The organism is Bacillus sp. CH_70, from assembly GCF_038007045.1.
Taxonomy (GTDB): domain Bacteria; phylum Bacillota; class Bacilli; order Bacillales; family Bacillaceae_G; genus Bacillus_A; species Bacillus_A cereus.
This window is the reverse complement of record NZ_JBBOWL010000001.1, coordinates 2,584,246-2,608,658: the sequence shown is the minus strand read 5'-3', so window position 1 is coordinate 2,608,658 and position 24,413 is coordinate 2,584,246. Positions and strand designations below refer to the sequence as shown.

Genomic DNA, 24,413 nt, shown 5'->3' with positions numbered 1-24,413 from the left:
TGAAAAGGCGAGCAAGAACTCGCCTTTTTAAATAGAATAGGAGCAAACCAAATGACAAAAAATTTGCAGTTATCAGCCGAAGAGATGCGTCAGTTAGGATATCAAGCGGTTGACTTGATTGTTGATCATATGAATCATTTAAAAAGTAAACCAGTTTCAGAAACGATTGATAGTAATATTTTTAGAGACAAGCTAATTGAAAAGATTCCGGAAAACGGATCTAATCCAAAAGAATTACTTCATTTTCTTAATAACAATGTGTTTAATCAAATTACTCATGTGGATCATCCTCATTTTATGGCTTTTGTGCCAGGTCCTAATAATTATGTTGGTGTATTAGCAGATTTTTTAGCAAGTGGGTTTAATGTATTTCCTACAGCTTGGATAGTAGGTGCAGGTGCCGAACAAATTGAATTAACGACAATTAACTGGTTAAAATCAATGCTAGGATTCCCTGAATCAGCTGAAGGACTATTTGTCAGTGGCGGTTCCATGGCTAATTTGACTGCACTTACTGTAGCAAGACAGGTTAAGTTGAATAATGAAATCGAAAATGCGATTGTTTATTTTTCTAACCAAACTCATTTTTCTGTAGATCGAGCACTTAAAGTATTAGGTTTTAAACAGCATCAAATTTGCCGAATTGAGACAGATGAAGATTTAAAAATTTCAGTTAGTACTTTAAGAAAGCAAATAAAAGAAGATCGATTAAAAGGGAAAAAACCATTTTGTGTTATTGCGAATGCAGGGACAACGAATTGCGGAGCGGTGGACTCCCTCGATGAATTGGCTGATGTATGTGGTGATGAAGATATATGGCTACACGCGGATGGGGCTTATGGAGCTGCAGCAATTCTCAGCGAAAAAGGAAGAGAGTTGTTAAGAGGAATTCATCGTGTTGATTCTTTGACGTTAGATCCGCATAAATGGCTTTTTCAGCCTTATGATGTTGGTTGTGTACTCATTCGAAATAGTCAATATTTAAGTGAAACGTTTCGTATGATCCCAGAGTATATTAGGGATACGGAAACTAATATAGAAGAAAAAGTGAACTTTGGGGAGCGTGGAATTGAACTTTCTCGTAGATTTAGAGCATTAAAGGTATGGCTTTCTTTTAAAACATTCGGAGTTACAGCTTTTCGTGAGGCAATTGATCATGGCATTATGCTAGCTGAACAAGTTGAAGAATTTTTAAGGAAAGAAAAAGATTGGGAAGTAGTAACACCTGCCCAATTAGGAATTGTTACTTTTCGTTATATTCCATGTGAGCTAACATCTACAGATACAATTCATGAAATAAACAAAAAATTGGTGGAAGAAATTAATCAAAGAGGATTTGCTATGCTAAGTACGACTAAATTAAAAGAAAAAGTAGTAATTCGACTTTGCTCTATCAACCCAAGGACAACAAAAGAAGAAATACTTCAAATCATGATGAACATAAAAGCATTGGCAGAGGAAATAAATACATCGTCTAAACATCTTATATCTGTTTCTCAACCTTGATATATTAGGCGGATTTTACATATTAATAGCCGATTCTCATTTGAAATCGGCTATTATATTTAAATGATAATAACACTCACAAATGTATACTATTTATGAATGTTTCTCTTGTAATGGGATTAAGCTTCAACCTTAGATACTCGTTTGAACCCAGTTTTTATTGCTTGTACTATTTCGTTCACAGCATAAATAGATACATCGGCATTTGGATTTAACCCTTCAAACCAGTGATAGGCATTTGGATATAAATGAAACTCGACATCAACACCAGCTTGCGCTAGTTTGCTTATATAGGTTAATGTTTCGCTTCGGAATGGATCTAATTGACCTACAAATGTGTAAGTATACGGTAAGTCACTATAATCCTCAGCTCGAGAAGGCGCTGCATATGCAGGGATTTGATCCATTCCATACATTTCTCCTAAATACATTTTCCAGCCAGCTTCATTTGCCTTTTGGTTCCAAACAAATCCTTCTTTAATTTCATTCGCTGAAGGTGTATTATTTCGGTCATCAATCATTGGATATAGTGGCATTTGTAAACAAATTGAAGGATATTTTCGATCTCGTGCTAATAATGATAATGCTGCTGTTAGTCCACCGCCAGCGCTTACTCCTGCAACTCCAATTCGATTCGAATCAATGTTTAATGACTTTGCATTATCAGCAATCCATTTTAAAGCTGAATAACAATCCTCAATTGGTGCTGGGTAAGGGTGTTCAGGTGCTAAGCGGTAGTCTACAGACACGACCACACAGCTAGCTTCTTTTGCAAACCTCATACAAGTATCATCGTTATCATCTATAGACCCTAAGATATAACCTCCACCATGTATCCATAATAAGACAGGTAAAGATTCATGATTTGATTTTGGACGATAAATTCGTAATGGTAACGGATTATCATCAGGCCCAACAATGACTTTATCTATTAAAGAAAGGGAGTCATCAACAACGGTAGGTGGTCTCATTTGAGCTATTCCTTCTCTGATTGATTGCAAATTTTCTGGGCGTAAATCGAGATCCGGAAACATCTCTAACCCTTGTAATAATTCTGGATTTACTCTAGTTTTCATTTTAGCACCTCTATTTGTAATTGTTTTCAAATAAATGAAGTGTATTCTAAGTAGTTTAATTGTGAAAGAACACTACAATTAAATTGTAAATTGGATATGTTATAACGGTCAACAGAATATTCGGAAATTAAAACCTTTCTCAAGAAGGAGTTTCATGCAATTAATAATACAAGTAGCGGATTTAAGAGCAAAGTGTTTTAATGTCGTTGTAATTATGTACATTAGAAAAATTTCTTTTCTAGACTCATGAAGAATTATAAAAAGCAAAATTTTATAGATAGTTATTTTAAAAATAAACAAAAAGAGAAGAACTAACCAATGTTCTTCTCTCTTTTTCATATGTAATTAGGGTATCCATAAATGTAAATACGGATGGTATAGATTAATGGATGAATAATTTATTTTTAAATTAATAACGTAATAAATAAAGATTTTTGTATGTAATATTGCATATACAGGGACCACTGGTGAAAATGCTGACCAATGTTTTTCCACATGGTAAATTAGTTCCTTAGTTATTTATTTTATTTCATTTTCAATCGTGTAAGGCTTGGGGCTAAGATTTACAAAGGTGACTAGTAAAAAATATTACAATATAAGTATAAGATTTTGTACTTAGTAATCTCACAATTTAAGACCTGTCATTGGATAAGTGCAGGGAGTTCAATCGATTTTGAATAAAATTGATTGTATCAGTTGCAATTTTTTTACGTTTAAGAACTATCCCGGCATGCCCACATGTATAAATATATCGTGTAGGCCTTTCCCAAGATTCCCACAAGTAGTCTGTATCCTCAGAATGCACATATAGATCGTGCTTACCTGAAATCAATAAAATATTTTCTTTTTTTACTTTTGGTAATGCTTGACTCGGTTCAGTGATTTTCCAATAATCTATTAAATCATCATACGTTACACCATGATGTTCCAAGTCTTCTCTAATAAATTTACCTGGAGTTGTATTCCAAATTGAATAAGAGAGTCGATTTGCATAGAAAATGGATGCTAACACATCAATTTCTTCTTCAACAAGAGAGGTTAAGTTAGTAATAAATCCACCTAAACTAATTCCTATTAGAATCAGGGGACCATTTTTATTTGCTTTAATCCATTTAATCAAAGCTCGTAAATCAGCTACCGCTTGTCTAGTTGCTTGTACTGTTCGTTCAATATTTGCACTTACCATATACTCTCCACTGAAAAAGGATTGATCGGGTTTTCTTTCAAAATGATAGGGTAGAGTGAAATAATACATATTCCACTTCAGGCTGGTCATATGATCGTGGAATATTTTTTTCACACGTTCGTTAGAATCCATTCTCCAACCGTGAACAAAGATAACATGAGGTGCATTTTCATTTTTATGTAAGAATAATTCCCCAGTTACAGAGTCGTTGCGTGAATCACCGGATTGAACCGAGCTTTTATATTTGAATTGCCCAACCATGTATTCCTTTTCCTGTTTTGAATGCTTAATGTCAAAATGAATATAGGATGGTTTTACTTTATAAAAAGATTCTATGTCCTTTATATTTAATGAAGTGTTAGAAAGGGAAGTATACTGAAACGCTACACTTCTTTTTTTGTGTAAATCATATAAGGCGTACCGATCAATGAGTTTTGAAAAAATCAAATTAACCTCCTCCAAAATACATATTGTTTAAAACATGGACAAAATTTATGTTGTAAATTAATTATAAAATATTCTCTTTTCCTAATAGTAGGTGATAAATTTGTATATCATATTATAAAGCTTGCAATAAAATAAAACTATAAATAAATTATACTAAAATCTAAAAAGCAAGTTAATATTCTTATTCATATAAGAGAATATTAACTTGCTTATTTTCGTATTAAAAGATGCACCTTTTAAAGTGACGTGATTTGTATGAGATACAGTATTAAAATCCCTATTATAGATATCCAAATAGGTTTCTCTATATTTATTGTATAGAAATTACACAGTAAATATTTTTTGTGCTACATACATTAAATTAATCTTAACCTTTTATATAAATTTATTAAGCGGAATAACTCCTTACCAATATTCAAAAACGGCTGCGTTTTTGAATTTGTGTTCTAGCTTTTCTGAAACAGGTAAATAACTACACATAAACTCCTTATATCTCTAGTTAAACTACCGATTAGCTCCATATAAACTCTAGATAACCTATATAGAATACAAGATATCAAGGAGGTAAGAAAAAATGAATTTTATGAAACGAGCAATTCTCAGTATGAAAAAAAGGATAGGAACATCATTAATTTTGATGGCAGTTTTTCTGATTGTTACAAATTTGGTTCTTTCAGGTTTTACAATCCAAAATGCGTCAAAAAAAGCAGCGGATGCTGCGAGAAAAAAACTTGGTGCAGATGTTACTTTAGGTCTTGATTTCGACAAATTAGGTCAAAAAGCTAAGGAAACTGGAGAAATGCCAAGTCCGCCGCAGCTCGATACAAAAGAAACAGAACAATTAGCGAAGTCCAAGTATGTAAAAGACTATAATTACATAGCTAACACTTTCGGTATTTCTGATGGACTTAAACTAGTAGGAGCTTCAGAAGGAGAAGAAGGTAAAGGTAAAGCGGGAATAGCGGCTGTGCGAGGCGGTTCAAGCTCTGGTACAGAAATAGATATGAATGCTTCTTTTATGATTGAGGGAGTCCGCAAGACTGCATTACAAGAAAGCTTTAAAAACGGAAAAAGTAAAATCATTGATGGAAAACCAATTACAGAGCAAATGAAGAATCAGAATGTAGCTTTAATGGAAAAACGATTAGCGGAATTAAACAATTTGAAAGTAGGAGACAAAGTTAAAGTGCAATCAGGGGATAAGAAGGAAACCCTTGAGGTTGAAATTATCGGTATTTACGAAACAAATGAGCAAGCAATGGGTCAACAGGCTCCTCCTATTATGGATCCGGCTAATAAACTATATATGCCGCATTCAACTATGAAAAAATTAGAAGTAGACCAAGGTATAAGTAGTGTTCAAGTCGTGTATTTCTTGAATGATCCACAATATATTGATGCATTTAAAAAAGAAGCAAAAAAATCTAATATTGATTTTAATTATTATAAATTAGATGCGCATGATTCATTGTACAAGCAAATGATTGGTCCTATTGAAAATATCTCTTCGACTTCTCAAATGATCATTTATATTGTATCGATTGCAGGTGCGATCATTTTAGGATTAATCATTATGCTATCAATTAAAGGGCGTCGTAAAGAAATGGGAATTCTATTGTCTATTGGAGAGAAAAAGTGGAAACTGATGGCGCAATTCGTAGTAGAAGTAGTGTGTGTCGCTATTTTAGCGTTTGGATTATCCATAACAACAGGAGCTAAAGTTTCTCAATATATCGGGGATAATTTACTTTCGAATGAAATTGCTACTGCAAGCGAAGAAACAGATACCTCGCAACATGGTACTGTAATGATGGCTGGACCTGGTGGTACTCTACAAAATCAAAAAGAAGATCCAATTGATAAAATTGATGTAAGTGTAACAGGAGAAGATGTAGGGAAAATGGGTGGAATTGGACTAGCTATTGCTATAATAGCAACGCTTCTTCCAGCATTATCTATTCTACGTTTAAACCCAAAACAAATTCTTTTAAAAGATGAATGAGGAGGCTCGATATGGAGACGATTTTACAGTTTAAAAATTTGGATTATTATTATGAAAGTAACGGAAAAAATGTAGCGATACTAGATAATGTTAACTTTTCTTTTCAAAAAGGACATTTCTACACGATTTTAGAGATAATTCATCTGGATCTGGTAAAACTACAACTCTGAGCTTAGGTTGTGGACTGGATGTCCCTAAAAATGGTTATGTACTGTATAATGGCAAAGATATTAGAAAAATTGGTTTGGATCGATACCGTAATCAAAATGTATCTGTAATTTTCCAATCTTATAACTTAATTACCTATATGACCGCTCTTCAAAATGTCTTAACAGCAATGGAAATTACAGGTGTTAAAGTGCAAAATAAAACAGCAAGAGCATTAGAATTATTAGAGAGGGTAGGACTCTCAGAAGCTGAAGCGAAACGAAACGTCTTGCAACTAAGTGGCGGACAACAACAGCGTGTAGCAATCGCTCGAGCACTATCTTGTAATGTTGATTTACTAATTGCAGATGAGCCGACAGGAAACCTCGACGAAGAAACCGCAATGGATATAATAGAACTGTTTCAAGAACTTGCACATAAAGAGAATAAATGCATTATTGTTGTGACTCACTCACAGGAGGTTGCAAAAAAATCAGATCGTGCGGTGTATTTAAGTAAGAAGAAGTTGGTCGTAAATGAAATTTAATATAAATATCGTAGTTATTAAATTCACATAACTTTCAAAAACTATCCCTTTCAAAAGTTTATATTTGATTTATAATAATATCAAGCCATAACCAAAATGGTCTCCCTGTACTGAATGTTAAAATAGTTTGTTGTTCCCGTTTTAATAATATTTGAAAAAGAACTTGTAGGATATTCTACAAGTTCTTTTTATTATAATTGGTTACCTATATCATGGGATAATCACACATAGTTATTGCAGAATTAAACCTACAATCATAATTAAACTAAATACTATTATCCAACCAAACGCACAATAGCCAAAAATTCTAATCCATTTAGGTAATTGATTCATGTTAATTTTATTTGAGGGAACTCCCTGCATAGAAAACATCATTTTTTGATCTCTATCTCTATTATTTTGCTGTTCATACATAATATCATCACCTTTCCAGATATATTGAGTTTGTAGTATATCAACCTAAAGAAATTCATGTACAGAATAAAAGGGGATAGCATATATATTATGTGGTGGACTTTATAAATAAATGCATTTAATCACCATGGTTCTAAGCACTAATCCGTTATAAATACTGAAAAAGAGCCCTACAAAAATAGGACTCATTTTCTTCAAATGTTAAGTTGCTGGATATAAATCAGAACCAAGGTAACGTTCTTTTATAATTTGAAGATGATGAAGCTCATGACCAGCAATGATGTATGCTAATGCACGAACTGTAACTTCAGAATTATTCGCATTTCCTCTTTGTGACCAAGCTTCTTTATCTAAGCTTCTAAGTAAATACAGGGTAGATTGGCGAACAACTATTAAATTCTCAAGAAGATCTTGCATAGATTGCTTATCAAAAGCAGCTCTAAGAACATACATATCATCATTATAGCCTGGAAGTTCTGCTGTCTCGCCTCGAGCGATTGATAGCAATCGATACGCCATAATCCGTTCTGTATCTGCTATATGACCGATTACTTCTTTTATACTCCATTTAGTAGGAGCATACCGGAAAAGCGCCTCACTATTAGAAATTCCCTTTAATAAAAGATTCGTTTCCTTCATTTGTTGTTCTAGAATATGTATGATATTTCCGTCTGATACTAAGTTGGTATAAGTTGCATAATAGGAGTTATATTCACTTACCTTTGGTCTTATTTGCATACGAATCATCCTTTTTGTTTTATGTTTAATCTTTACATATAGCTTATCATAAAAGAATTCCAAATTAATCTGAAAAATGGAGGCAAATATGCATTTTTCATCCTCCTTTTTAGTTTCATAGATGAAATGCATCTCAAATAAGAGAATCTAATTTGCGCTATGCGGAATTTCGTTTTTTTGCTGTTATAGTAGAAGATAAATATGTAAATTGAATACAGTTTGTCACTACTTATGATAATCGCCATTTAAGAAGCAGCATTTGTCCATTAAGTGAAAAACCTGTTAATAAGTTTATATTTACTACAAAAACAAACAAACTCGTCCTATTTAAAGGAGAGTTTGTTTGTTTTTGTGTTTAGATAATGGAATACTCATGCGAAATTGCACACTATGTTCCATATTTTTTATTGAATACTTTATATCTAGCGTTTCAAGAATTTGTTTAACAATATATAACCCCAAACCACTTCCTCCAGTATTTCGATTTCTTGATTTTTCAATTCGATAAAATGGTTTGAAAATTTGTTGTAAATCTTCATCTTTAATATTGACACCTGTATTTATAATTTGCATTTCGATTTGACCTTGTTTCGAATCCTCACTTAACTTTATATAGACTTTTTCATTATGTGGTGAATACATAACCGCATTGTGAATAATATTTTTACATGCTTTTTCTAAAAGAGCACAATCTGTATAAATAGAAAGATCAGAATCAATTTCTTTTATTATTTCGATGCTCTTTTGAGAAGCAAAAAATTCGAGATCTTTTGTGATTGTACCTATTAACTTTGAAGGATTAACTTTCTCTACTTTTAGTTTGAAGGTGTGTTGTTCTAATTTCGATACGCTTAAAATTTCACGAACTAATTGTTCCATACTTTCAATAATTTGATGATTTTTCTTTAAATATTGATCGCGATTTTGATAAGGGCCAATATTATAAATCATCCCTTCTAAGTAGCCTTTCATTACAGTAAGAGGGGACTTTAATTCATGTGCTACAATCGCAAAAAACTCTCTGCGTTTTGTTTCTATTTCTCTTTCTTTTTCAATATCATTTTTTAATTGTTCATTTGCTTTTTTTAAATCAAACATAGCTTGTTGTAAGTTAATAGACATGTCATTCAAACTATTAGATAATTCTCCTAACTCATCTGTAGAGCGAACCTCAATTTTTTCGGAGAAATCTAAATTTGCCATCTTTTGTGCACCTTCATTAATATAAATAAGTGGCTTTGTAATAAACCTGGAATAAAAATAAGCACTCCCTATACCAATTACGAGTACAATGATACTAATATAGGGGAGAAAGCGTACTAAAACCTGTGAAGCTTCATCAATCGGTTGAAATGTAGCAAAGACTATAAGCGTTAAACTACCATCTTGGAATTGAATTGGTTTCGTAACGTTATATGAATTGCTAAGGGTACTTGCATTCTCGAATCGTGTTGCTTTAGTAACTACTGTTTTTTGCGTACCACTTTGAATAAAAGAAAATGAAGGAGAGTAAATAATTACTCCTTCTTTATTTTGAAGGTAAAGCATCGCATTATTTTTTTTGCGTATTCATCAAAAAGTGGTATCGCATCTTGAAACGTAAGATTTTTAGACTTATCAATGATTTCGTTTATCCCTGTTTGAAGTTGATCTGTTTTATATTGCTCATAAAATGTAGGAAGAAAGAAGTATAAAGTTAAATAAATCAATACTGCAAAGGATAACAAAATGAGAGATGTAGTCATAAAGAGTTTATAAGTGATTTGCTTCATTTTCATGAGTTTCACAATACTATTCATCAATTTTATAACCAATACCCTTTATTGTTTTAATATAAGGGATAGCTAATTTTTTGCGTAGGTTTTTAATATGTGTATCAATTATTCGTGTTTCTCCAAAATAATCGTACCCCCAAACTTTCTCTACGATATTTTCTCTTGTAAGTACTTTTCTCTCATTTTGAAATAGTAGTTGTAGAATTTCAAACTCTTTTGTCGTTAATATAATTTCAACGTCATTTACATACACTCTATATGCATCCACATCGATACGAACTTCTTTAAATATCAAATGATTATTTACATTTTTATCATAACTTCTTCTAAGTACAGCTTCGACTCGTCTAATCAAAACATGAAATGAAAAGGGTTTTGTTATATAATCATCGATCCCAAGATCGAATCCTTTCATTTGATCTTCCTCTTCTTCCAACGCAGTTAGCATAATAATTGGTACGTTTGACTGACTTCGAATCATTTTAGAAACTTCAAACCCATTAAGATTGGGCATCATAACATCTAGAAGAATTAAATCAAATGATTGCTTATTAAATTGTGTCATACCCTCTAGTCCATCTGAAGCGACTACCACTGTATAATGCTGTGTCATTAAAAATTGTTTAATTAATTCCTGAATTTCTTGATCGTCCTCAACCACGAGGATATGATAATTTTTCATAATATCACCTCTGGTAGTCATTATAGCCGTACAATCTGGAGTTTATGTGGAGATACAGTAGTAAACTTCATAGGATGTTTACTACCAAAAAGTATTATTAGCTATATTCCTTTTTTATGGAGAAATAATTGCTTAAAAAAACTTATCGTATGAATTGATGTACGATTAATATTTACGAAAAACTAATGTATAATAACGTGAATTGTATGTAGTTTCTTAAAATTCTCGAAAATATACTTTTGCTTCTTTACCAAAAGAGGAAAAGGAATTTCAATATAGAAGAAGCTACTGTAATACTAGAGTGTGTGCCAAGAACTATGGATTTCTTTCATCTAGTTTTTATTTAATCGTTAATCACTACATAACAATGTTCTTGCTAAACCAAAAGTTTAAAGGTACAAACTTGGAAAGATTTATATAATGCTAGAAAGGTTGTGAAATGATTTGATGGGTTATAAAGCGATGCTGTTTGATTTAGATGATACATTACTTGATAGGGATAAAGCAGTAGAGGCATTATTTTTAATTGTTTTAGAAAAGTGTTATGAAAATGTAGATGGTGCGGCTAAAAGCAACATGTTACAGAAATTCAAAGAATACGATAAAAGAGAATATGGCATAAGTAATAAAACGACAGTTTTAGAATCATTGTTTGATGAATTCACGCCGAAGTATAGATTGCCACGCAATTACATCCAAGATTTTTGGAATAATAATTTCCCTAGATGTTTTTCAATAGACCAAAATACTATTCATTTCTTAAATCAAATAAAGAAGCACTTTAAAGTTGGAATTATAACAAATGGCTCAACTCAGAGGCAAAAAGCTAAAATATTTAACACGAATTTAAATAGGTATTTTGAAACAATCATTATTTCTGAAGAAGTGGGATTTAGTAAACCTGATAAACGTATATTCGAACTAGCATTAAATAAGCTAAATTTACAGCCGGAAAATACTTTATTTGTTGGTGATGACTTAGAAAAGGATATTGCTGGTCCTCAAAATGTAAATATAAAAGGTGTGTGGTTTAACCCTCAGAAGATCAAGAATACTACCAAAATACAACCGTATGCCGAGATTAACACTTTGGATAGTTTGTTAAGTTATGTTACTCCACAATATTTTTATAACAAGTAAAGGCAATTCCATATATATATTCAAAAATATAAAAAAAGAGAAACTATCATTAATTTCATTGACCGTATTAGTAATAAAAAATATATACTTACAATAAAAAATAGAGGCGATTTTAATAGCTGTGGCTAATTTAATCTATGATTAATACGAAGTTTTGTAAAACAATTTTACTCATACTGTGTAAATTATAAAGGGGTGGGACTATGGAAATAAAGAAAGTAGTAATCGATGGAATCAATATTGCGCTCATTAGAAACGATAAGGTATTAATATCGGATGTTCAGTCTGCATTAGATACTATGGCAACCGTTCAATATGAGGTAGATGCGAAACATATTATTATCCATAAATCTTTAATAAGTGAAGATTTCTTTGATCTAAAAACACGGCTTGCGGGCGATATCCTTCAAAAGTTTATAAACTACAAGGTAAAGATTGCTATTGTTGGAGATTTCTCTATGTATACTAGTAAGAGCTTAAAGGATTTTATTTATGAATGTAATAAAGGGAATGACATTTTTTACTTAGCAACTGAACAACAAGCAATTGAAAAACTAAGTACATTAAAGTAATAATTATATCCTGCTAAATTCCCTCATTTCACTTAGTTCATGATTATATACGATATAGAAGAACTGATGTTTGTGGTAAACTAAGAGGTGGATAAAGGGGGAGTTTTTTTGAACAATTTTAATGATACGATCCGAAATTTAAACAATATAGTTTACAAACCTAACAATTTAATGATTACGAATCTAAAAGAAGAAAAGCAAAACGCAGAATATGCAGGATGTTTATTCCACTTAAATAACAAAACCATTCGTTTTAGAAAATCAAAAGTTACTCCTAATAAAATTGGGCAATTTGTTTCTTTTTGGGAGAAAGATGAAAATATGCGAAATAGAGCTTTCTCTTATGAAGCTGCTCCTGATTTATTAGTAATCACTTGTATTGCTGATAATAAACTAGGGCAATTTATTTTTCCTAAAGAAATTCTTCTTAAAGAAAAAATATTGAGAACACCAAGTCAAACAGGGAAAATGGCAATGAGAATTTATCCTGTTTGGGATACCACTGTTAGCAATCAAGCTAAAAAGAGCCAAATGTGGCAACTTCAGTATTTTGTTGATTTAAGCGATCATAATAATCTACCTATAAACAAACTATTAAATTTCTATTCGTAGCTTCTTATCTTAAGTGATCTTGTCGGTTAGACTTTTTGTACCGGTACAGTTAAACGAAATGTACATTGTTTCAGTACCCCATCAAATTTACAATCAGCATATACTATTTTAACTTATACATTTTAAGGGGTGCTGACTATGACAAGTCTACAACATAAGCTTTTTACAAGATTGAATCTTGCAAAGCGTACTGAAGTGAAGTTTGAAGAATTAAATACAATTCTCTTTGCATTTGCACACACTATACCATTTGAGAATTTAGATGTTATAGCGTGTAATACGAATCAAATCTCTCCGGAAAACTTGCGAGAGAAAATTTTAACTAGTTCCCGTGGTGGACTTTGCTACGAATTAAACACTCTTTTTTACTATTTTTTAAGAGACTGTGGTTATGATGTGCAACTGGCATTAGGTACGGTTTATAAAAACGATATAAATGCATGGGCACTTGAGGATGGCCATATAACAATTATTTTAACTTATAATAATGTACAGTATTTAATTGATGTAGGTATAGCTTCTTTAGTACCTCTTGTTCCTGTACCTTTTACTGGTGAATCTGTTTCTTCAAAAAATGGTTCGTACCGGGTGAGACAAAAAGATACGAGTAGAGGAAATTATGTTTTAGAAAGAAAAGATGCTGCTGGAGAATGGAAAGTTTGTCATGCTTTTTATAAACATATTATTGATGAGATAGTAGTAAATGATGTTCAAAGAAGAGTGATAGAAGATGAGAAGTCTATTTTTAATAAGGGACCAATTGCAGTAAAGTTGACGAACTCTGGCCATATTTCATTAACGAATACAAGTTTAACCGAAATTATTCATGGGGAAAAAACTAAGCATGAAATTACAGAAGATCAATATAGAGAGTTGTTATATACTTTATTTGCTATTAAGTCATGAATAATAAAGATAGCCGGTTCTTATTCAGAAGCGGCTATTTTTATTATTTTTGGTGTAAATGGTTTTCTTCTAATACGTTTCGGAAACTGCGGTATAGTTAATGTTTTTAATGTTTCCTCAGCTTCTTCATATGTATGAAAAATTGGTTCTGTTCCATCATCCCCTTGTAAAACTAGCCCTTCATCTCGGATTACATATGGCATAAAACCACCCCATCTAGTAAAGAATTATGTTCTTTTGCAGCAGAATAATACGATTTAAAGTTTGATTTTCTTAATACATATAATACACTAGAACAGTACGAAAAAGTATGTACAATGAATTTTGAATGTAAAGGAAGATTATTATGTCAGTTATTGATAAATTGAAACTTAATAAGTATACAAATATGGTCGTTATTAACGAACCAAGTGATTATGACATTTTTACAGGTAAAGAAACTGCATTCTCAAAAGAACACGATGCTATCTTTATATTTGTAGAAACGCTTGATGAAATGGTGAAACAAACGAATTTTATTATTAGTAATGAAGAATTACTAATTGAAAAAGGTTACGTATTCTTCGCATATCCGAAAAAAGGTAATGCTCGTTATAGTACGTTTATTCACCGTGATGAGATGTTTCCGGCATTAAACGTTGGAGAAGATGGTTATGTGGGAGAAAGCGATATTAAATTTGCACGAATGGTAAGTATGGATGAAGTCTTTACTGTTGTTGGTTTAAAACGTGAAAAGAAAAAAACAACAAAAACATCTGCTATGAGTCAATGTGTTGCCGATTATGCAGATCGAATTAAAGATGTTGAAGCATTATTAGCTAATCATCCGAATGAACTTAAGTTTTATCAAAGTTTAACGCCTGGATATCAGAAAGATTGGGCACGTAATCTTTTTTCTGTAAAACAAGAAAAAACACGTGAAAAACGTCTAGAGAAAATGATAGAGATCCTTTCACAAGGCTATAAAACAATTGAATTATTCCGTAAGAAGAAAAAATAATGATTAAGAAAGTCACAATGCTGCAACAATTAATTGTGATGAGTGCATTGAAAAAAGCATTCTTTCCATTATACTAAGGAATGTTCTTATATTTATATAATTAGCAAAAGAGAAAAGGTGTTTGAAATGAAATCGTATATTGTAGTTGGATCTGGAATTTTAGGAGCGTCTACTGCTTATCATCTTGCTAAGGCAGGTGCGAATGTTACTATCGTGGATCGCCAACAATTAGGGCAAGCAACTGATGCAGGAGCAGGTATTGTATGTCCATGGCTATCACAGCGTCGTAATAAAGCATGGTATAAAATCGTTAAAGGCGGTGCACGTTACTATTCTTCGTTAATTCAGCAATTAGAAGAAGACGGTGAAACTGACACAGGATATAATCGTGTAGGTGCAATTAGTTTACATACTGACGAGAAAAAGTTAGATCAAATGGAAGAGCGAGCTTATAAACGACGTGAAGATGCCCCAGAGATTGGTGAAATAACTCGCTTATCAGCTGAAGAAACAAAAAAATTATTCCCAGCATTATCAGACGAATATAGTTCTGTTCATATTAGTGGTGCTGCACGAGTAAATGGAAGATTATTACGCAATGCGTTAATAAGTGCTGCGAAAAAACATGGTGCAACTTTTATAAAAGGCGATGCCATATTAGTCCGTGAAGGAAATCATATTACTGGAGTTACAGTAAACGATGAAACAATTTTAGCAGAAAAGGTTATTGTAACTGCAGGCGCATGGGCGAATGAAATCTTGAACCCATTAGGAATTAATTTTTTAGTTACATTCCAAAAAGGACAAATTGTTCATCTGCAAATTGAAAATACAGCAACAGAAAATATGCCAGTTGTTATGCCACCGAACGATCAATATATTTTAACGTTTGACAATGGTCATGTCGTAATTGGTGCAACACATGAGAATGATACTGGTTTCGATCATCGTGTAACAGCAGGTGGTTTACATGAAGTATTCCATAAGGCATTAACAGTTGCGCCTGGCTTAGAAAATGCTACAATGCTTGAAACAAGAGTTGGATTCAGACCATTTACACCAGGATTCTTACCTGTTATCGGACCGCTACCTAACTTTGAAGGAATTCTCGTTGCGAATGGATTAGGAGCTTCGGGTTTAACAGCTGGTCCATATCTAGGAGCGGAACTTGCTAAACTAGCGCTCGGACAAACGATTGAATTAGATTTAAATGATTATGATGTTGCTGGCGCAATTGAATAATATAGGGTACTGCTAACATTTAGGAAAAACCATGCTAAACAAATTCGACAGAGAATAAGTAGTTTTTCCTCTGTTAAGAGTAAGCCTGTTTATGAAAAATAAAATTATTTAAAAATAGAGGGCCGACATTATAAACCTGCATTAATAATGTAGAATTGTGATGTCGGCTCTTTATTCATATTGATTTAAAACTTATTTTCGAGAGGAGGTTAAGTAATGAGAGCGCCATATCAAGTATTGATATTTCCTTATATAAAAACTGCCGATTCTATTCAATATGCCATTTTTAATCGAAGTGATTATGGTTATTGGCAAGGAATAGCTGGTGGCGGAGAAGACGGTGAGATTCCTATTGAATCAGCAAAACGGGAAGCATTTGAAGAGGCTGGTATTACAAGAGAATGTCCATATATACAATTAGATTCTGTGTCTTCACTATCAGTAGAAGATGTAGTTGGAGGATTCCTTTGGGGAGAAGAGGTTTATGTAATAAAAGAATTTTCTTTTGGAGTTAAAGTCCCTACAAAAAACATATCATTATCTAAAGAACACTTCAATTATAAATGGTTATGCTTTGAGGAAGCAGTAACGTTTTTGAAATGGGATAGCAACAAAACAGCATTGTGGGAATTAAATAAAAGATTATTAAAACAATAAAAGTGTTAGCTAACAAAGATAGTAGTGGAACAAGAATTGAACCATTAACAAACCTTTGCTACACTTCTAAACAATGTTTTAGATTATAAAATAGAGTAATATAGATTTTGTATAGGTAATTTACTAAGAGAACTTGTACTAAGAAAAGCCCAATACAGTTGACTCTGAAAAAATGAAAATAGTTAGAAATATTTTTATATCGTACGGTTTTTGGCTATGAATAACGGAATAAATATTAAGTATTCAACAGTTTAAATAAAATGAGTTAGCTTTTTATTTTAAGAAGAAAGATGACTCGTTTTATGCTAAAATTCGCTTAGTGTATATTTTCGTTAAAATGTGGGTGGGCCCCCTTTTAGCAAAACCGGAGTGGGAATGATGAGTATAAATAGTTTTGTGGGATTGATAAAGGACGAATTATTAAAAGAGGTAAATATAAGAAGTGAGGATGAATTCGAGCCTGTAGTAGTTAAAGATATTCCTAGACTTTGGAAGTGTTTAGGAACAGGTAATTATGCCGCAGTATTCATGCACAAAGAATACAAAGATTGGGTAGTGAAAGTTTACGTGCGAGAAGGAGAAGGAATTGAAAAAGAGTCAGAAGTATACCGAAGAATTGGAGATCATCCTTCTTATTCAAAGCTTATATATAAAGGAGAAAATTTCATAGTATTGAAACGTTTAAAAGAAATTACCTTATACGATGCTATTCATAAGGGGATTAAAATTCCTAAGCAAGTAATACTTGATATTAATGAGGCTTTAGAGTATGCGAGGGAACAAGGGTTAACTCCTTGTGATGTTCACGGGAAAAATGTGATGATGGAAAAAGGAAGGGGATATGTAGTCGATGTATCTGATTTCTTAAAAACAAAAGAAGATAGTAAGTGGAGAGACCTAGAAAAGGCATATTTCACCTTTTATTTTCCTTTCATATATAAATTGCCTTTCCCGGTTAAAATACCGTATTTTATGTTAAACATTGTTAGACGTTCGTACAGAAAATATAAGAAACTTAAAAAGAAATTCAAATTGTAAAAGGAATGCACATATATTCCTGAAAACGATTTGAATTCACATAAATAACTTTAGAAAAATTTAAAATTTTGTTTAGGGGCTACTTCAAGACCTTAGCTTGCTGGGCATATGGTGCTACCTCAAAATATAAAAAGATTAGGAGTGAATCCTAATCTTTTTATTTATACATATTTTTGTTAGTTATATCACTATCAATTCCAAAACGGGATATTTTGAATAAATGAAACCGTTAAAATAAGTGTTGATACGGAACCAGCAGTTACTAAAGTTACTATTTTTCGTCCATTCTGTTCTTTTGAAGGTTTTATAAGTTCTGTAATTAACACAATCCATATTATGATAGAGATTATTGAAATAATATTTATAGACATATGTAACACATCCCTTCTTGTTTTCACATAAATATTTCTTCTTTTATAAAATAAAAGCAATTTAACAAGAAAATATGTAACGCATTACAAATCAATATTTTCCTGTTAAACCACCTTTTTTAAATAGAAATACGACTGATAAAACGATAACAACAGCCTTCAAACTTCCCCAATATGGATAAATAGCATGATCTGTTAGACTAGCATATTGAAAAATATTCTCTAAACCGAAAATTCCTATCATGACTGCTAAAATGAATGAAGCTGATCCATACGTCCCGTTATGATAGAGGGTAAATAAATAGACTGCGAAAATTAGTGGTAAGATGATTTGTAGTACGATTATCATAGTTCGTCCCCCAGATTATTTATAATTATATTATATACAAAATTGTAATAAAAAGGAATACGACTTGTTTGATACTAACAGAACTACTCTAATCATATTCTTCTATAAAAAGAAGAAAAAGGGGTGTACAGTTAATTGACAAAAGTTAAAGTTAGTTTACGACCCATTGTTCATAATATAAATTTACCAACCGTATTGAAAACAACAATACTTCCAGGCGGATCGACCGAAAGACTATTTATCGCAACCCAATTAGGAGAGATTTTTTACATAGGGGACGGAGTTATAAAGACATTTTTAGATATTCGTCACCTAATTATTAAATTAGGTACATTTGAAGAAGGTGTTTCTAGTAGCGGTTATGATGAACGCGGATTGCTAGGACTTGCGTTCCATCCACAATTTTATCAAAATAGGTTATTTTATCTACATTATTCAGTAGCCGGAACTCAAGGGCCAGGTGCACTTTCTGAACAATTTAAACCTAATCCTTGTGACCCTAAAACGTTAAATTTAAAGTGGGTTAATAGAAATACGCAATATGATCACATTGATACTGTGGAAGAATGGACTTTACAACCTAATGGTCAAGCTCAAAAGCGACGAACATTACTGAATGTAAGAAGACCATTTTTTAATCATAACGGAGTCAATAGTTTAAACTTTTCACCTGAGACTGGAAAACTTATTTTTACAAATGGAGATGGCGGATCAGGTTATGATCCATTTAATTTAAGCCAAGATGATTTAGAAATAGCAGGTAAAATAATTGAAATCGATGTAAGTAAAAATACATTTATAAATAACCCTCCTGTAGTTACACGCTTTAATGAACTCCCTTTCTCTATACAAGAAACACTTACAGTAATTGCAAAAGGAGTACGTAATATAACCGGCATTTCATTTCAAAGGTTTTATAATCAATATATCAAATACGCCGGAAATGTCGGACAAGATATTGTAGAGTCTATTTTTTCATTTGTTCAATATAAACCTATACCGGTTACAGAACTTGTTCAAATGCATTTTATGAGGCTCACTCCCAATCAAGATGGGTTTATCAATTTTGGTTGGAGAGGATGGGAAGGGGATTTACCTACTTCTTTTATACGGCATTGTTCCGAAAATCAGACTTTGGATGAAAGAACAATGACTTATTATGATGAAACAATACAAACTTCAGTGAAGCGCATTCTACCTCTACTTAGTTATTTTCATAAAGATTCTAGAACAGATAAGTTTGGAGGAACTTCCCTTACAGGAGTTCAGCCATATATGGGAAATGCAATTCCAAATTTAACAGGTAGCGTAGTGTTTACTGACCTTGCTAAGAAAGAAGATTCTCGACCGCCAGTTAAAGGTGTTTTAGCCTATACTAGAGCAGGTACAGACGGTAAACATGCTGACTTTCATGCTATTGAAACCAATTATGATTTTGGTACGCAAGCAGCTTATTATATGAGTTTAGGAACAAATTTGAATCAAACTAAATTATATTTAGGAGTTTACGGTTCTATGAAAGTAACTGATTTTAATAAAGGTACCATTTTTGAAATTATCCCTTAATACGATACAAATTATCAGTCTAAAAATATAATATAAGTAATTCATTCTGTTCCCAAAACGCACGACTTAACTTATCCCCCTAAAAATCTTCAATGTATGAGCATCTATTAACTTGCAGAAAGTAACTCATAAACCGTATGTGTACGAATAATATAGAAAGTAATGAATGAGGTGTCTTTAGGGGGGATTTTAATAAATCGGTTTGTACGTTATTGGTATCAACTGATGATAGAGCATGATATAAGCTTTGTTCATAAAAGAAAATTGTCCCTTGCGAATAAGTTAGTACTTACAGCTTTGATGAGTGCATTAGCCACCATGTTTCAAGCAGCGGGTAACTTAGTTCCTGGTATAGGTTTGCTCATTAGTCCATTTTCGACATTACCGATTTTTTTTGCTATTTTCTATTCTATTCGTGAGGGAATACTTTCTTATATTCTTACTATTTTTCTATTATTTATTATTGAGCCAAGTGAACTAATTATCTTTCCTTTTACTACAGGCTTATTAGGTCTAGCCTTAGGACTAGCCTTTTTAAAATTTAAGAGGAGAATTTGGATAGTTTCTTTTTCAGCAACGTGTCTACTTATAGGTATTATGATCGTTCTCGATGTTTTCCGTTTTCCGGTACTTGGTCCTACTGTTCATACAACTATGGACATGAAAATTATTTTATTAATATTTATACTGAGCTTTCTATATTGCTGGATTTATGCAGGTTTTTGCAGAATAATGATGAATAGATTATGTAAAGTGGTGTATTGACAATGGCATAATGAAGATTGGAGAATGTATTCATGACTAACGTTGCAGTTAGAAGACCGAATTTGAATGATGTAGATGAACTATATTTATTTTTCCGTATCGTTATTACGAATACATACAAAAATGAAGGATTATCACAACTATTGGATGACATAGAAAATGAAATTAACATGAAAAAGCAATATTTGAAAACAGATTTTGATAGTAATGGAGAAAAACGTTACTTTTTATTAGCACTTGATACAAATAACAATAAAATCATTGGAACAATTGAAGTTGGTCCAGCAAGTACATTGATTAATAGTTGTACAGGTGGTGTACTTAAGGATTTGTATGAAATAGGAACTGTATTTATACTTCCAGAGTATCAAAGAAAGGGTATCGGGAGTTTACTGCTACATACAATGTTTCTTACGTTACTTAGCAGAGGAATAACAGAATTCTGTTTAGATAGTGGATACAGAAAAGCGCAAAGTATATGGACAAAGAAGTTTGGAGAGCCTAGTTATGTACTGAAAGATTATTGGGGAGAATCAAGTGATCATATGATTTGGAAGAAGAGTTTACATGATACACCTATAATATTTGAATTATAAAATGAAATATACCTATGAACGTAGCTTTTCTTACATATGTATGCTATTATTTATCTTTATAATAAAAGAGGACGTGAATGAACTTGATTAAAATTAGTATCCCTGAAGTTGATGTTACAATTACTGAACGTAAACAAGTTATTAAAGGAGACGAGCCAATCATTACTCCAATTAATGGATTTATCGATTTCCACTTGTTCCCTAGAGATAAAGGCGGCATTTTTATGTTTTACAATATTAATGACGAACTACTTTTCGTAGGTAAAGCTCGTAAAATTAGACAACGTATTAAGAAGCATTTTGAAGATAATGTTTCACCAATTAAAAATCACCGTGATGAAGTATACCGCATTGATGCATGTATCGTAGAAGATCCAACAGAAAGAGAAATTTACGAAACATATATCATTAATGAATACAAAGCGAAATATAACGTTGATAAAGTATTCTACAAATAATCAACATTAATAAAAAAACAATCCTAGCTAATATGCCAGGATTGTTTTTTATTTAGATTTATTCTTCATATCTTTCTCCTTTTTTCAAATAATTAGCCACAATAAAACAGAATATCCCTATAAATATAAGTACAATACCAAGCGTTTTATGGTTTCCCTCAAAGAAAGGAATATCTGAAATAACATTTGTCATACATATTCCTAAAAATACAAGGATAGGGCCCATCCAAAGTAATACATTACCGAATTTTGTGTGCTTCCACATAATAACCCTCCTTAATTCTCTTTACATATATATCCATAAACTAAAAGTAAATTCATAGAGAAATATAGTTTTTTTCATATCGAAAATTTAACCCTCATATATTGGTACAAGCAAAAGAGAAAGGAGACCATCATGAATTGGTTAGAAGCTTTCATATTAGGTATAATTCAAGGTTTAACAGAATTTTTACCAATCAGTAGTACCGGACATCTTTATTTAGGAAGGCATTTATTTCAATTAGATGAAGCAGGCTTATTTTTAGATACGATGTTGCATATTGGGACTTTACTTGCAGTGTTTATTTATTACAAAAAAGAATTTATATATTTAATTAAAAACCCATTTTCAAAGCTCATGTTATTACTTATTGTTGGGACGATACCTGCAGTTGTTATTGGTTTATTGTTTAAAGACTTCTTTGAAGATATTTCAAAAACAGGAATCACGATCGGTTGGGAGTTTTTAGTGACCGGATTCTTTCTCTACATGGCAGATAAACAAAAGAATGGTCGTAAAAAAATGGATGACATAACATATAAAGACGCATTAATTATCGGTTCATTTCAAGCTGCTGCTATTTTTCCAGCCATTTCCCGTTCTGGAATGACAATTGTCGCTGCATTATGGAGAAAATTAGACCGTGAAACTGCTGCTTACTTTTCTTTTTTACTGTCGACACCAGCTATTGTTGGAGCTATCATTTTGCAATTTGCAGACGTTTTTCAAGGGAAAGCAGAATCTATTTCTAGTACATCTTTAATTGTCGGAACGTTATCAGCAGCGTTTTTTGGATACATAGCCGTTTCATGGATGATTCAATATTTAAAACGTCACTCCTTAAAAGTATTCGCGTATTACGTATGGGGATTAGGTATTTTAATTTTAACGTTGCAATTTACTGATGTATTTTAAGTATAATGATAAAGAAGTTAATTAGTTTAAGATCCTGTTTCATTCATACAAGGCAGGATCTCTTTTTATTAAGGGGGAAAATATGTTTAATAAGGCTATCGTTATTGGTGGAAGTATGGCAGGAAAGTTTGCAGCAAAAGCATTATCAACTTTTTTTAAAGAAGTAATCATTTTAGAAGTCGGTGAAAAATGGGATGGAAAAGCTTCAAGAAAAAGAGTTCCACAAAGTAATCATCCTCACGTGTTATTAAAAGGTGGAGAAAAAGCAATTGAAGAATTGTTTCCTACTATTACGAATGAATTAATAGAAGCGGGTAGTATTATAAACAACTTTACACGTGATTTGAAATGGCATCAATTCGGTCTATGGAAACAACCGTTCATAGGGGAAGTACATATGATTCAACAAAGTCGTCCTTTACTAGAATGGCATATTCAAAAACGAATACATCAGATTTCAAATATTACTATTAAATATGAAACATTGGTTAAAGGATTATTGGTAGATGAAAAGCTTAACAAAGTGTGTGGAGTAAAAGTTAAATATTTAGAGACAGACATACAAGAAGAAGTTCATGCAGACCTTGTAGTTGATGCGAGTGGATTTGGCTCAAAAAGTATAGAGTGGTTACGAGAATACGAAATTGAAGTACAAGAAGAGAAAGTTCGTATTGATTTATTTTACGCAACGAAAATGTTCAAACTTAAAGAAAATGAGAAATTAGACTGTTGCAATGTGCTAATGTCTCCGAGTTTCCCTGATAACCCTTATGGCGTTCTTATTCAAACGATAGAAGATAATCGTTATTTTGTTACTTTCAGTGGATACACAAACGAGAAAGCACCACAAACAGATGATGAGTTTTATGATTTTGCTGAAAACCTATCAATTTCTAATGTTACAGACTTCCTAAACAAGGCTGAGGGAATTACTGATATAAAGACATACAAAATTCCCTATCAAGTACGCCGGCGATTTGATTTAGTGAATAATGTACCAGAAGGCTTATTAGTTGTTGGAGATGCGCAATGTCGTTTTGATCCCGTTTTCGGCCAAGGCGTATCAGTTGCTGCTATGGAGGCTCACCAGTTGCAATTACTTCTGCAAGGTAGAAAACAACTTGATAAAACATTTACACAACAATTTTATAAAAAGGCAGCTAATATAATAGAAACCCCATGGGATATGACAACAACGGAAATATCACGTCATCCGCAACTAAAGAGAGAATTAACTACAAAACAAAAATTTCAGCTATGGTATACGAAACAAATATATCGACTATCCGCAAGTAATTCTGATGTTTATATTCGGTTAGTACGAGTGATGAATTTAATTCGTAGTCCATTTCATCTTTTTCATCCGAAAGTGCTACTATCTGTATTACTTAATCGAAAGTAATAGCAGGAATATAATTGATTAAAAAAGAATGTATAACAGTTA

At 32.2% G+C, this 24,413-nt stretch carries 25 protein-coding genes and 2 pseudogenes; 17 read left to right on the top strand and 10 right to left on the bottom strand.

Annotated elements, in window-relative coordinates; all coding sequences use genetic code 11:
* Positions 1 to 51 precede the first annotated feature (51 nt).
* Positions 52 to 1,506 carry a pyridoxal phosphate-dependent decarboxylase family protein gene (locus N2V79_RS13240; protein ID WP_000164806.1) on the top strand — a complete coding sequence of 485 codons (1,455 nt, stop codon included), beginning with the start codon at positions 52 to 54 and terminating at the stop codon, positions 1,504 to 1,506.
* A 119-nt stretch (positions 1,507 to 1,625) separates the two neighbouring features.
* On the opposite strand, the gene N2V79_RS13235 is transcribed toward N2V79_RS13240, so the two are convergent.
* Both N2V79_RS13235 and N2V79_RS13230 read right to left on the bottom strand, forming a co-directional pair.
* Entirely contained in the window at positions 1,626 to 2,582 is a 957-nt protein-coding gene (locus N2V79_RS13235; RefSeq protein ID WP_000857931.1) for an alpha/beta hydrolase, read from the bottom strand.
* A gap of 631 nt (positions 2,583 to 3,213) precedes the next feature.
* Complete coding sequence (locus tag N2V79_RS13230) at positions 3,214 to 4,215, bottom strand: alpha/beta hydrolase (RefSeq protein WP_053564278.1); 1,002 nt, start codon at positions 4,213 to 4,215, stop codon at positions 3,214 to 3,216.
* 574 nt (positions 4,216 to 4,789) lie between these two features.
* Between N2V79_RS13230 and N2V79_RS13225 the strand changes: the two genes are divergently transcribed.
* A complete protein-coding gene (locus N2V79_RS13225) occupies positions 4,790 to 6,217 on the top strand; it encodes an ABC transporter permease (protein ID WP_069355671.1) in 1,428 nt (475 codons plus the stop codon).
* A gap of 11 nt (positions 6,218 to 6,228) precedes the next feature.
* Positions 6,229 to 6,911 (top strand): annotated as a pseudogene (locus N2V79_RS13220) (ABC transporter ATP-binding protein).
* Between the two features lie 231 nt (positions 6,912 to 7,142).
* Here the strand turns inward: N2V79_RS13220 and N2V79_RS13215 are convergent.
* The 4 genes and pseudogenes from N2V79_RS13215 to N2V79_RS13200 form a co-directional block, all read right to left on the bottom strand.
* Positions 7,143 to 7,325, bottom strand: coding sequence for a hypothetical protein (locus tag N2V79_RS13215; protein ID WP_000273229.1), 183 nt, complete (start codon positions 7,323 to 7,325; stop codon positions 7,143 to 7,145).
* A gap of 201 nt (positions 7,326 to 7,526) precedes the next feature.
* On the bottom strand, positions 7,527 to 8,063 hold the full coding sequence (locus N2V79_RS13210; protein WP_340719946.1) for a DinB family protein: 537 nt from the start codon (positions 8,061 to 8,063) through the stop codon (positions 7,527 to 7,529).
* Between the two features lie 327 nt (positions 8,064 to 8,390).
* Positions 8,391 to 9,862: pseudogene (locus N2V79_RS13205) on the bottom strand (ATP-binding protein).
* Positions 9,855 to 10,520 (bottom strand): response regulator transcription factor, encoded by a 666-nt coding sequence (locus tag N2V79_RS13200; protein WP_000800727.1) that lies wholly within the window; start codon positions 10,518 to 10,520, stop codon positions 9,855 to 9,857. The pseudogene N2V79_RS13205 and the gene N2V79_RS13200 overlap by 8 nt, the downstream one beginning before the upstream one ends.
* Before the next feature lie 447 nt (positions 10,521 to 10,967).
* Between N2V79_RS13200 and N2V79_RS13195 the strand changes: the two genes are divergently transcribed.
* The 4 genes from N2V79_RS13195 (at position 10,968) to N2V79_RS13180 (ending at position 13,750) form a co-directional block, all read left to right on the top strand.
* The gene (locus N2V79_RS13195; RefSeq protein WP_000540709.1) at positions 10,968 to 11,660 is read left to right on the top strand and encodes an HAD family hydrolase; all 693 of its coding nucleotides are present in this window, start codon (positions 10,968 to 10,970) and stop codon (positions 11,658 to 11,660) included.
* Between the two features lie 203 nt (positions 11,661 to 11,863).
* On the top strand, positions 11,864 to 12,232 hold the full coding sequence (locus N2V79_RS13190) for a DUF4180 domain-containing protein (protein WP_061660937.1): 369 nt from the start codon (positions 11,864 to 11,866) through the stop codon (positions 12,230 to 12,232).
* Between the two features lie 108 nt (positions 12,233 to 12,340).
* Positions 12,341 to 12,844: a MepB family protein gene (locus N2V79_RS13185; RefSeq protein ID WP_141544965.1), complete on the top strand. Its 504-nt coding sequence runs from the start codon at positions 12,341 to 12,343 to the stop codon at positions 12,842 to 12,844.
* A gap of 138 nt (positions 12,845 to 12,982) precedes the next feature.
* Entirely contained in the window at positions 12,983 to 13,750 is a 768-nt protein-coding gene (locus N2V79_RS13180; protein WP_340719945.1) for an arylamine N-acetyltransferase family protein, read from the top strand.
* Between the two features lie 20 nt (positions 13,751 to 13,770).
* Here N2V79_RS13180 and N2V79_RS13175 read toward each other — a convergent pair whose 3' ends face one another.
* Positions 13,771 to 13,953, bottom strand: coding sequence for a hypothetical protein (locus N2V79_RS13175; protein WP_340719944.1), 183 nt, complete (start codon positions 13,951 to 13,953; stop codon positions 13,771 to 13,773).
* A 143-nt stretch (positions 13,954 to 14,096) separates the two neighbouring features.
* On the opposite strand from N2V79_RS13175, the gene N2V79_RS13170 reads away from it, so the two are divergent.
* The 4 genes from N2V79_RS13170 (at position 14,097) to N2V79_RS13155 (ending at position 17,687) form a co-directional block, all read left to right on the top strand.
* The gene (locus N2V79_RS13170; protein ID WP_000110844.1) at positions 14,097 to 14,750 is read left to right on the top strand and encodes a YdeI/OmpD-associated family protein; all 654 of its coding nucleotides are present in this window, start codon (positions 14,097 to 14,099) and stop codon (positions 14,748 to 14,750) included.
* Positions 14,751 to 14,876: 126 nt separating this feature from the next.
* Positions 14,877 to 15,992 (top strand): NAD(P)/FAD-dependent oxidoreductase, encoded by a 1,116-nt coding sequence (locus N2V79_RS13165; protein ID WP_000844384.1) that lies wholly within the window; start codon positions 14,877 to 14,879, stop codon positions 15,990 to 15,992.
* A gap of 216 nt (positions 15,993 to 16,208) precedes the next feature.
* Positions 16,209 to 16,649, top strand: coding sequence for an NUDIX hydrolase (locus N2V79_RS13160; protein WP_001202588.1), 441 nt, complete (start codon positions 16,209 to 16,211; stop codon positions 16,647 to 16,649).
* A 378-nt stretch (positions 16,650 to 17,027) separates the two neighbouring features.
* Positions 17,028 to 17,687 carry a serine/threonine protein kinase gene (locus N2V79_RS13155; protein WP_340719943.1) on the top strand — a complete coding sequence of 220 codons (660 nt, stop codon included), beginning with the start codon at positions 17,028 to 17,030 and terminating at the stop codon, positions 17,685 to 17,687.
* A gap of 191 nt (positions 17,688 to 17,878) precedes the next feature.
* Here N2V79_RS13155 and N2V79_RS13150 read toward each other — a convergent pair whose 3' ends face one another.
* Positions 17,879 to 18,058 carry a hypothetical protein gene (locus N2V79_RS13150; RefSeq protein ID WP_000026312.1) on the bottom strand — a complete coding sequence of 60 codons (180 nt, stop codon included), beginning with the start codon at positions 18,056 to 18,058 and terminating at the stop codon, positions 17,879 to 17,881.
* A gap of 91 nt (positions 18,059 to 18,149) precedes the next feature.
* The gene (locus tag N2V79_RS13145; RefSeq protein WP_000587696.1) at positions 18,150 to 18,407 is read right to left on the bottom strand and encodes a hypothetical protein; all 258 of its coding nucleotides are present in this window, start codon (positions 18,405 to 18,407) and stop codon (positions 18,150 to 18,152) included.
* 135 nt (positions 18,408 to 18,542) lie between these two features.
* Here N2V79_RS13145 and N2V79_RS13140 point away from each other — a divergent pair, with 135 nt between their 5' ends.
* From N2V79_RS13140 to N2V79_RS13125, 4 genes are all read left to right on the top strand, one after another.
* Complete coding sequence (locus N2V79_RS13140; protein ID WP_340719942.1) at positions 18,543 to 19,973, top strand: PQQ-dependent sugar dehydrogenase; 1,431 nt, start codon at positions 18,543 to 18,545, stop codon at positions 19,971 to 19,973.
* 192 nt (positions 19,974 to 20,165) lie between these two features.
* Positions 20,166 to 20,738, top strand: coding sequence for a hypothetical protein (locus tag N2V79_RS13135; protein WP_340720341.1), 573 nt, complete (start codon positions 20,166 to 20,168; stop codon positions 20,736 to 20,738).
* A 32-nt stretch (positions 20,739 to 20,770) separates the two neighbouring features.
* On the top strand, positions 20,771 to 21,334 hold the full coding sequence (locus tag N2V79_RS13130) for a GNAT family N-acetyltransferase (protein WP_340719941.1): 564 nt from the start codon (positions 20,771 to 20,773) through the stop codon (positions 21,332 to 21,334).
* Between the two features lie 77 nt (positions 21,335 to 21,411).
* Positions 21,412 to 21,792 (top strand): nucleotide excision repair endonuclease, encoded by a 381-nt coding sequence (locus N2V79_RS13125; protein WP_001048947.1) that lies wholly within the window; start codon positions 21,412 to 21,414, stop codon positions 21,790 to 21,792.
* Between the two features lie 58 nt (positions 21,793 to 21,850).
* On the opposite strand, the gene N2V79_RS13120 is transcribed toward N2V79_RS13125, so the two are convergent.
* Positions 21,851 to 22,057, bottom strand: a complete 207-nt coding sequence (locus tag N2V79_RS13120) for a hypothetical protein (RefSeq protein WP_340719940.1) — start codon at positions 22,055 to 22,057, stop codon at positions 21,851 to 21,853.
* Positions 22,058 to 22,189: 132 nt separating this feature from the next.
* On the opposite strand from N2V79_RS13120, the gene N2V79_RS13115 reads away from it, so the two are divergent.
* Together N2V79_RS13115 and N2V79_RS13110 are read left to right on the top strand one after the other, a co-directional pair.
* Positions 22,190 to 22,969, top strand: a complete 780-nt coding sequence (locus tag N2V79_RS13115; RefSeq protein WP_053564291.1) for an undecaprenyl-diphosphate phosphatase — start codon at positions 22,190 to 22,192, stop codon at positions 22,967 to 22,969.
* An 82-nt stretch (positions 22,970 to 23,051) separates the two neighbouring features.
* Positions 23,052 to 24,371, top strand: a complete 1,320-nt coding sequence (locus N2V79_RS13110) for an FAD-dependent monooxygenase (RefSeq protein ID WP_340719939.1) — start codon at positions 23,052 to 23,054, stop codon at positions 24,369 to 24,371.
* The last annotated feature ends 42 nt before the right edge of the window (positions 24,372 to 24,413 follow it).